Origin of the sequence: Pseudanabaena biceps PCC 7429, assembly GCF_000332215.1 — a bacterium.
GTDB classification, from domain to species: domain Bacteria; phylum Cyanobacteriota; class Cyanobacteriia; order Pseudanabaenales; family Pseudanabaenaceae; genus Pseudanabaena; species Pseudanabaena biceps.
The window spans coordinates 1-9,181 of sequence record NZ_ALWB01000186.1; the positions used below are offsets into that span (position 1 = coordinate 1).

The 9,181-nt window shown below is 44.3% G+C and carries 6 protein-coding genes and 1 pseudogene; 3 read left to right on the top strand and 4 right to left on the bottom strand.

Annotation, left to right across the window (positions count from 1 at the left end; genetic code table 11):
* Positions 1 to 118: 118 nt before the first annotated feature.
* Positions 119 to 1,717: an NAD(P)H-quinone oxidoreductase subunit 4 gene (locus PSE7429_RS17440; protein ID WP_009628619.1), complete on the bottom strand. Its 1,599-nt coding sequence runs from the start codon at positions 1,715 to 1,717 to the stop codon at positions 119 to 121.
* 326 nt (positions 1,718 to 2,043) lie between these two features.
* On the opposite strand from PSE7429_RS17440, the gene psbU reads away from it, so the two are divergent.
* A complete protein-coding gene (gene psbU / locus PSE7429_RS17445) occupies positions 2,044 to 2,427 on the top strand; it encodes a photosystem II complex extrinsic protein PsbU (protein ID WP_009628620.1) in 384 nt (127 codons plus the stop codon).
* A 337-nt stretch (positions 2,428 to 2,764) separates the two neighbouring features.
* Positions 2,765 to 3,112, top strand: coding sequence for a hypothetical protein (locus tag PSE7429_RS17450; RefSeq protein ID WP_009628621.1), 348 nt, complete (start codon positions 2,765 to 2,767; stop codon positions 3,110 to 3,112).
* Between the two features lie 337 nt (positions 3,113 to 3,449).
* On the opposite strand, the gene PSE7429_RS17455 is transcribed toward PSE7429_RS17450, so the two are convergent.
* The 3 genes from PSE7429_RS17455 to PSE7429_RS17465 form a co-directional block, all read right to left on the bottom strand.
* Positions 3,450 to 6,104 (bottom strand): ATP-binding response regulator, encoded by a 2,655-nt coding sequence (locus PSE7429_RS17455; RefSeq protein WP_009628622.1) that lies wholly within the window; start codon positions 6,102 to 6,104, stop codon positions 3,450 to 3,452.
* A gap of 44 nt (positions 6,105 to 6,148) precedes the next feature.
* Complete coding sequence (locus PSE7429_RS17460) at positions 6,149 to 7,774, bottom strand: methyl-accepting chemotaxis protein (RefSeq protein ID WP_009628623.1); 1,626 nt, start codon at positions 7,772 to 7,774, stop codon at positions 6,149 to 6,151.
* A 424-nt stretch (positions 7,775 to 8,198) separates the two neighbouring features.
* Positions 8,199 to 8,636 (bottom strand): hypothetical protein, encoded by a 438-nt coding sequence (locus PSE7429_RS17465; RefSeq protein ID WP_144052533.1) that lies wholly within the window; start codon positions 8,634 to 8,636, stop codon positions 8,199 to 8,201.
* A gap of 145 nt (positions 8,637 to 8,781) precedes the next feature.
* Here PSE7429_RS17465 and PSE7429_RS17470 point away from each other — a divergent pair.
* A pseudogene (locus tag PSE7429_RS17470) lies at positions 8,782 to 9,181 on the top strand (transposase); the annotation flags it as partial.

Here is a 9,181-nt window from a genome sequence, read left to right on the forward strand (position 1 = left end):
TTTGTGATTTGGTATAAGAAGAGAATGGCAGCGCTTCGCGCTGCCATTCTCTTCTTCCAAAGAATAAGGCGACTCATAGCGTCGCCTTATTCTTTGAGATAGATTTACCAAAACTAGACTATTTAGTCAAAGTTAAGCTGGGTGAAGCTTGAGCCTGTAAGTTTGCCAAACGCTTGTTGTCGCGCTTATTAGCTAAGACAGGAACGGCTTCGCGCAACACTCCTGCCAGTTTAGTCGTTGTCGAATCGTAGATTTGGGTAACAACTTTAGGATAGAAGCCAATCCCAATAATGGGAATCAACAAACAAGCAATAATGAAGACTTCCCGTGGCTCGGCATCAACCAATTCTTCATGGGAAGTTAAAGTTTTATTTTCTTCACCATAGAAAATTTCCCGCAGCATTGAGAGTAGATAGATCGGCGTTAAAATTACTCCCACTGCCATGAGCAAGAGCGCAATTACCTTAAATGTCCCGCTATAGGCATCACTGGTCGCAAATCCTACAAATATCATTACCTCGGCGACAAAACCACTCATCCCCGGCAAAGCAAGAGAGGCGAGGGAGCAGGTGGTAAACATCGCAAAAATTTTCGGCATCTTTTGCCCCACACCACCCATTTCATCGAGGATCAAGGTGTGCGTGCGATCGTAGGTTGCCCCGACAAGGAAAAATAAACTTGCACCAATGAGTCCGTGGGAAATCATTTGTAACATTGCCCCACTCGTACCGAGATCGGTGAATGAAGCTAACCCAATCAATACAAAGCCCATGTGGGAAATTGACGAGTAGGCGATTTTGCGTTTGAGGCTACGCTGGGCAAAGGAAGTAAGAGCCGCGTAAATGATATTCACGATCCCCAAAATCACTAAAATCGGCGCAAAGTACGCATGGGCTTCGGGTAACATGCCTGCATTCATGCGCATGAGCGCATAGCCACCCATTTTTAGCAATATCCCTGCAAGGAGCATGTGCACTGGTGCAGTTGCTTCACCGTGAGCGTCAGGGAGCCACGTATGCAGAGGGAAAATTGGCAGCTTAACGCCATAGGAAATTAAGAAAGCTCCATAGGCTAGAAGCTGAAAAGTAAGAGGATAGTTTTTATTGGCGAGGGTCTGCATATCAAAGGAGACCGTATCGCCATAGAAAGCCATTGCTAGTCCAGCGACAAGAATGAATAGCGAACCGATCGCTGTATATAAAATAAACTTTGTAGCGGCATATAGGCGCTTATAGCCTCCCCAAATCGATAGTAATAGATATACGGGGATCAGCTCTAGTTCCCAAGTGAGGAAAAATAGCAGCATATCTTGTACCGCGAAGACGGCAATTTGTGCGCCATACATCGACAATAACAAGAAATAAAACAAACGTGGCTTCAGCGTAACGGGCCAAGCTGCCAAGGTTGCTAATGTGGTGATAAATCCAGTCAGCAAGACCAAAGGCATCGAGAGTCCATCAACACCAACTGACCAATTTAGCCCCAGTTGGGGAACCCATTCGTATCTTTCAACGAGTTGGAGTCCTGGGTTGCTGTAGTCGTACTTCGTACAGAAAGCATAGGCGATTGCCGCAAAGTCAATCAGCCCCACTACAAGGGCAAACCAACGAATCGTTTTGCCGTCGCCTTTGTCTGGGACAAAAGCAACTACCAAAGACATAACGATGGGAAAGGCGATGATAAACGTGAGCCAAGGGAAGTTTTCGAGACTTAACATATGCAAAAGTAACCGTTGTAATTACCCACCCATTTTCTAGACAGTCATTGTACCTATGCTCTCTTGTCGACTATGTAGTTGTTTATAGTTACTTAAAACTATAGGATCGCCTTAAATCGTAAAATTATGGCTGGGATCATGACTGGATAAGCCATGAAACCGATTTAAGCCCCTTGAGAGCTCTTTGAAGATTTATGAAGAGAAATTAACAAATAGAGACAATTGTTTACATATGTCTGAATTGTCGGGCGTGAAGCGTGGCGTTTCCAATTTTCTGCTAATCTCAAAAGTGAATAAATTATTTTTTTAATTGAGAGATTTTAGGCATGAAAGCACTTATACGCTTTTCTGTTTTATTAGTGGCGATCGCGTCAATTTGGACAACGTGCCTTTTAGGTTCTTTTGGCGGTAACACTGCATTTGCCGAAGGCTTACCTGCTACTAATTTCTATACCCAAGACCTTAGTAAAATTGATTTGAATAACTCTAATATCAACACTTTCCGTCAAGTGCGTGGTATGTATCCAACCTTAGGGCGCATCATTATCGATAACGCACCCTATCAGTCCCTAGACGATGTACTTAATATCGCTGGGTTAACCGATGGTCAAAAAGAACTAATTAAAGCAAATGCTGATAAATTCACCCTTAAGAAACCTGATGAGTCGATGGGGCGCGAACGTATCAACAATGCTAACTATAGACTGTAATCGCTGAAGACTGTAATCGCTGAAGACTGTAATCGCTGAAGACTGTAATCGCTGATCGTCAGTAAAGAGGACACTTTGTTCCAATCAACGAAACCCAGATATGTTTATATCCCAAAGGATGAACGTATCTGGGTTTTAATTTGCCTCGATCCCCACAGCGAATGGCGGCGTGAAATGTCGCCATTTATCTTTTAGATTTTGATTTGTCCTAAGTGGCTGGGCATAATTAAAACTCCGTTGGACGAATAGCAAGATTTATTGACTTATATTGCTAAAATGTTACATAGCGCAATATAAAAATAAATTCTTTCTAACTTCGCGAAAAAGGTATAACCATATGGCATTGTTTGGACTATTTGGGAAAAAAGATAAAAAAGAGAAGTCCGAGGGTCAAGAGTCATCTTACTTTTTAGATCAAGATTCAGCCAAAACCTTTGGCAATATCGACTACATGCGAACACCTAAAGCTGTCAAAAAGACATTCCCCACTGTTAACGGTGTGAAAGGTGCAGAAATCACAGAAATTGTATCTGCAACTGAAAAAATTGAAAGTTCTGAAATTAATATTCCCAATCCTTCTGAGCCAGTTTCCCAATCAACATTTGAGCCTAAGAAGCTCAATACTCGAGTAGATTCGAGCATGGATATCTTCTTGAATATGGCAAAAGACATCAAAAAGAAATAAGCCCCAATAGGTGTTGAGATTCCAAAAATGGCGTTGCCATTTTTGGAATCTCAAATAAGTCAGGACATCAAACCCCATAGAGAGTTGCGGCGCGAAGCGCCGCAGCTCTCTATGGGGTTTGATTTTTGTCCTAACATTACTGACTATAGCTCTAGTACAAAATTAAAACCCAAGAACAGAAAGGCGGCGCTTTGCACCGCCTTTCTGTTTATACCAAATCACAAAATGGCGTAGCCATTTTGTGATTTTAAAACCCTTACTGGATTTGGTTTTTAATTTCCAAAAGTGTAGCCACACTTTTGGAAATTGGTATTACTCATAAAGACTTGGCGCTTGGTTATGCGGGGCTTTTTAATTCCAGTAAAGAACTAACTTTATTGACTAATTCGAGGGTCGAGAAGCCTTTGGTGAGATAATCTGTTGCCCCAAGGCGGCTGGTTTCCCGCGACCATTCTTCGGCAAGGCGCGATGAAATGACGAGGATCGGCATATGCCATCCCGCCTGACGACAGCGATCGATGAGGGTAAATCCATCCATTCTGGGCATCTCGATATCGGTAATTAGCAAGGCAGGCTGATTGTGGCGTTGCAGCCATTCCCAAGCTTCCATACCATCATCACAGGTAGTAATCTCATAGCCTTGAGGGGATAGGCTGCTCTCAATGCGTCGCCGCATTAGCGCCGCATCATCTACCACTAAAATTTGGCGATCGCCAGATAGATCGAGGAAAGAGGCATTTGATGGAGAACTAGAAATAGTGAGTTTGTCCGTTCCTGACGAGAATAGAGCCTCTACAAAGGAGATGGAGTCTATGACGGGAATCAGTTTACCGTCGGGCATTAAGCTCATTCCGATTAAGCCAATCGGTGCGACTAGGGGGGCGGGAATGGGATTTACCAGTAGATCGCTCTGTCCAATTAGGGTGTCCGCAATTAACCAAATACCATGCGCTTCATCCGTTTGTTTGGTGCGTACGGCGATCGCCGAGGGCAGGATCGAACGGGTTTCCACTTGACCTTGCCAATATTGATAGAGGTCGATGGCAGGGACTTTAGTATTCGCTTCTTGGACTTCGATGGTGTAGTCGGAGCGTTCTGTCTTTTGCCAGAGCAAACCCTCCACTAGCATGGTGGTATGAATTTCGGAAGTGGGAACGGCAAAGGTGCGATCGCCTGCCTGTAAAAGCATACAGCGAACGAATAGGTGAGGTACGGGAATCTGGATCGTAAAGGCAGTTCCTTTGCCAACTTGGGATATCAGGCTGAGTTTCCCATTCATGAGGGCAACTTGGCTGGCGACTACATCCATACCTACCCCACGTCCAGAAATATCGCTGACTACCTTAGTTGAAGTAAAACCCGATTGGCATAATACACTTAACAAGCGATCGGCGGTACTAGTGTCGGTGAGAGGTAGCCCTTTAGATTTAGCAATTTGACTAATGCGATCGGGATCGATCCCCCTACCATCATCGCGAATCATCAGATCGAAAATGCTCCCGCGTCGCTTTAAAGATAGCTCGATTTTTCCCTGAATGGGCTTGCCTGATTTTTCTCTCTCCTCGGCATTTTCGATTCCGTGATCGTAGGAATTCCGCAATAAATGGAGGAGTACGGGTTCTAAACTCCGTAAAGTACCTGCATCGAGTTCCAATTGTTCGCCAATAATAGTTAATTGGACTGATTTACCAACACGGGCAATCAGATCTCGCAAGATTCCTCTCGTCCGAAAGGCAAGGGTGGCAAAGGGAACAAGGCGACTTTCTTCAATAGTCTGTTGGAGATTTCGCAAACTACGATCTAGAGTTTGAATGCTATCCGCAGTACGCCTTGCTGATTCGCCTGTCTCCGAACCGAGTTCGATTAGCCGCAGACTAATTTCTAGTAAGCGGTTAATGGCAGTATAGCCCTGTCGATAGCGCTCGACCTTCAGTCCATCTTGCTCTCCTGAGGCATCTAGTAAGGCATAATCATCCTGAACTTCGCGGAGTTGGGTAATATACTGCACACTGTTTTGGGCAAGGGATACGAGTGGCAAGAGATTGGAATAGACGGATTGATAAAATCCTTGCGTGGCACGGGTTGCCATGAGCGTCTCAACTAGATATTGAGACGATCGCTCTAGGCGATCGAGGGGTACAGGAATTTGAATATCTGCCGCAGGCGCGACAGGAATATTCGCTATGGATGGAATTTCTGCCGTCGTACTTGGCAAAGATTCAGGATTTGGCGATGCTTTTTCTACTATTTGATCGTCAAGGAAAATGCCCCCCTGACGAGCGCTTTCCTTGAGTTTTTGCAAAAACGGCATCCATTCCCGATGCCACAATTCGCAATCTAGGCGATCGCAAATTTCTATCCCCTTTTGCAAAAAATCATGCCAAGAGGTCGCCAAATTGATTTCCGCACCAATTTCTTTTAGCTGGTTCATCGTCTGCTTGGCAGTCTCGCTAGCCTCCGCAGGTACTATTCCCTTGGAAGGCAATTCTTCGATCGCCATTTCCAGTTCGAGGATGACTAAATCAAAACCCTGATCGGCAAATTCTTGTTGAACTTGCCGCATTTCGTTCCACTCGGGCAGATACTCAGATTGAATGCGATCGCGTAGGGTTTGGATGTATTTTACCGCTGCATCAGTATCGCTGAGTTCCCCCATCTGCACTGAGCCGATCAGCAACTCACCCGCTTCGATTAATGACTTGGATAATTCCCCATCAGCCAAGGGGGGAGCAACATCAAGATAACGCAGATCGGAAAGCAGGTCTTCTAAGATAGTTGAGACCTCTAGAACTGATTGAAATCCTACCGTTACCGAACCACCTTTAATCGTATGGACGCATCGATAGAGTTGTTGGATATCTTCACACCAATTGGTTGCACTGAGCTGACGTACGGTCTGCACGTATAGTTGCAAATATTTCTGAGTATCTAACTCAAATAGAGTACGCAGTTCTTCTTGCAGTTGTAAATCATCAAATTCTGGATTTGGCATTATTTCGCGATCGCTTTGTGATTATGACGATTGGTGATAGGAGATCAACTTACAACTTGAAATTTCTCGACTTCAATAGATTCTATTTCATCGATTTCTGCGAGATCCGATGCCAACATAGGTGGTAAACGGAAAAACTGTACTCTTTCGAGTAATTGACGGGCAAGCATACCCATTTTCCCAGATTGATCGCGGGTAAACTGTGCCTGAGAAGCAGAACGTTCGGCGATCGCTTCAATGTCTTGGATCGAAGCCAAGCTGAATTTGACCGCTTCAGCGATCGATCTAGAGGAATCGGTCACGGCAACCCCTATTTCCGCTAACTCTTCAGTTACATTGGCGATATTGGTAAATGACTGTTCTGAACTATTGACGCTAGTTGTAAAGTCCGATACGAGGCTATTCACATCGCGTACGTCTTGATCAATCCCCGATACGACCACATCTACAAAGCCCGTGCGTTGCTGAAGTACGACTAGCCCTTGATTGGTTTGCGTTGCCAGACCATTTACCTGAGTGGCGATCGCTTCAAATTCCTTGGCTACGGAAGCAAACTGTTCGGGATCGCGTTGTTCTAGGGCTCTTGCCGCTACCATCGAAGCATTGGTCGCTAGTACCTGAGTTAACGAAGCGAGGCGTTTTTGATCTAACACAAATTGTTTTGCTAGAGCTACGAATTCGCCCAGATTTCTAATCCTCTGTACCATTTGCACCGTTGCCGCCTGTAGAGACTCGATCGAAGCGGTCAGATAAATAATTTGTTCCTCCCCCTGTCTTACTGCTGATCGCACCCTTTGCACGGCTCGGTTGGCGGCGATCGCCTGTTGGGCTGCTTCCTGTGCCAATTGGTTTACATCCTCAATGCCTAAACGGGCTTGTACGACTAAGGCTTCCTGCTGTTCCGCATTTTGCGATACGGCGATGGCTAACTGTTCGAGGCGATCGGTACGGATGGTTACCTGTTGGGTTGTTTGCAACACCGCCGCCAGTACCTCCGCTAGCTGTTCTGACAGGCGATTGAGGGTGTCCGCAATCAGTCCTGTCGCATGGGGGCTGACTTCAGCTTTAGCGGTTAAATCCCCCATTTCCAACTCGGATACCACATCTAGGAGATGGGAAATCTCATCTTGGAAAATATTATTCTGGACTTCAGCCTCAACCTGTGCTGAGGATTGCTCTTGCCGATTTTGAGCGAGGTTAAAAGTCATCAGGTTAAAGACTTCGGCAAGCTTACCAATTTCATCCTGCGCTCCGAGATCTACGGTTGCGCCAAAATCCCCTGCGGCGTATTGTCTAGCGATCGCTTCTAGCCCCCGAATTCTTTTGCTCAGCGTACTGCCGATAAACAAACCAAACAACGCACTAATGACGATCGCAATTACCCCTAAGCCAAACACGAATAAAGTGGCATTGGACAATTGTTTTTGAGCATCTTGGTTCACAATCGGGGCAAGACTGCTATTTAAGTATAAAGAGGCGATCCCAAAGCCCATTAGCGATAAAAAGCTAGTCGAACCAATGGCAAAGAGAATCTTGGAACTTATGGGTAAATTATTTAACCAATTGCTTTGGTTGGAAATTTGTCTGATTGGGGCAGCAGTAGCGACGGCAGCCTTCCTCTTTCTTTTTGCATTAGCTTTTTTGCTTGAAAAGGGAGGTTTATTTGCCATAGATTTTCATCTTTAAGATTTAAGGATGCTAAAGATAAGATAGTTGGTAATTTGCGCGTTCGCAAACTAAAGACTATATTACCTATGATATTAACAACTGAATACTAACAACATACCTTGTTGTGCGATCTACCTTGAGTATGCTTCGCCACAATGTTCAAAATGGTTTTTACAGCAATTACCGATCAAACGAAACACAAGGAAATTTTTGAAAGCGTTGCGAAGCAACACTTTCAAAAATTTTCTTGGTTTGGGTTCGAGCGCAAAGCGCTGTAATTACGCTCAGCTACTTAGAAGGAATAAAAGAAATAGCAGCCTACAATAAATCTAGAATAAATAAGATAAATAAAAGGTGTAAGGTGTAGCAAATTCTGTGGTTTTGTAACAATTATTAGGAAATATCAGGAAAATTCAGCCATTTAGCTTAGGGAGCATGAATGATTATTCCTTTTTCCCTCAATTTTACAAAAGCATTAGCGTAACTACGGGCAGTAATATTGAATTGTTGTCTGATTGCTGGAAGCCCGATTGAGCGTAAATCTGATTCAGAGAAATGAGGGATTGGTTCCCTATGAGCAGAAGTTATAGACGTTATTTCCTGAAGAGATTCCTGAAGAGATTCCTGAATATCTTGAAGATCTTTGTTCACGATGGGCACAATAGAAAAGGCTCGATCGGTTTTGCTGAGCATTAGATCGAATTCTGCTAGTTCCTTACGATGGGCGATCGCTTGCTTCTCTTCTGGCGATAGATAAATCTGTTTCCCATGATGTCGAATATTCTCTTCAGCGATTGCGTAGCGATGATGGAATTCTGCTAAATCCAGTGCTTTCTGATGTCTAGCGCTATATAGAGATGTCATTTGATTATAGTCATCAAAACCCATAACTCCTTTAACGGTGCGTTTGTGATTGGCTGGAGTTTAGACTAAAAAAGGAAAAAAAGGCAGAGTAAAAGAGATACAAACTGCCTAAAGTAGATGAAAAGAAAAAGGAACATCTACAGTCATGATTATTGACAAACTACAAGAATTTCGTCAACAGGTATATAGATTTTTAGGAAACGGACGAGATGCAATATTTGACCTGATGGATGCAGTATTAACCAGTCCAAGCGTAAAGTCATTTGCGGAATTATCGTTATCTGCGGTGTATCGGCGAAAATGGTCAAGCCTATATGAGTCACTAAAAGACAGTCGACCAAGACGAGGAAGGCTCAGACGACTGTGTGTGGAACAAATACCCAAAGACATTCGCCCATTGCTAGCAGGAGACCATACAGGATGGGGAAGACCGCACGCCAAAAACGTTAAAAGACAGGAGCTTTGTACATCAACCGAATTTGGTTGAAGGCAACAAACCGATCGTGTTAGGACATGACTACAGTACCTTGGGGTGGTGCCAGAGA

What these genes read in the sequence shown, in the direction of transcription:
- PSE7429_RS17465 (WP_144052533.1), bottom strand. Translation starts at nt 8,636, where the DNA reads ATGACATCTCTATATAGCGCTAGACATCAGAAAGCACTGGATTTAGCA.
- PSE7429_RS17440 (WP_009628619.1), bottom strand. Translation starts at nt 1,717, where the DNA reads ATGTTAAGTCTCGAAAACTTCCCTTGGCTCACGTTTATCATCGCCTTT.
- PSE7429_RS17460 (WP_009628623.1), bottom strand. Translation starts at nt 7,774, where the DNA reads ATGGCAAATAAACCTCCCTTTTCAAGCAAAAAAGCTAATGCAAAAAGA.
- PSE7429_RS17450 (WP_009628621.1), top strand. Translation starts at nt 2,765, where the DNA reads ATGGCATTGTTTGGACTATTTGGGAAAAAAGATAAAAAAGAGAAGTCC.
- PSE7429_RS17455 (WP_009628622.1), bottom strand. Translation starts at nt 6,104, where the DNA reads ATGCCAAATCCAGAATTTGATGATTTACAACTGCAAGAAGAACTGCGT.
- psbU (WP_009628620.1), top strand. Translation starts at nt 2,044, where the DNA reads ATGAAAGCACTTATACGCTTTTCTGTTTTATTAGTGGCGATCGCGTCA.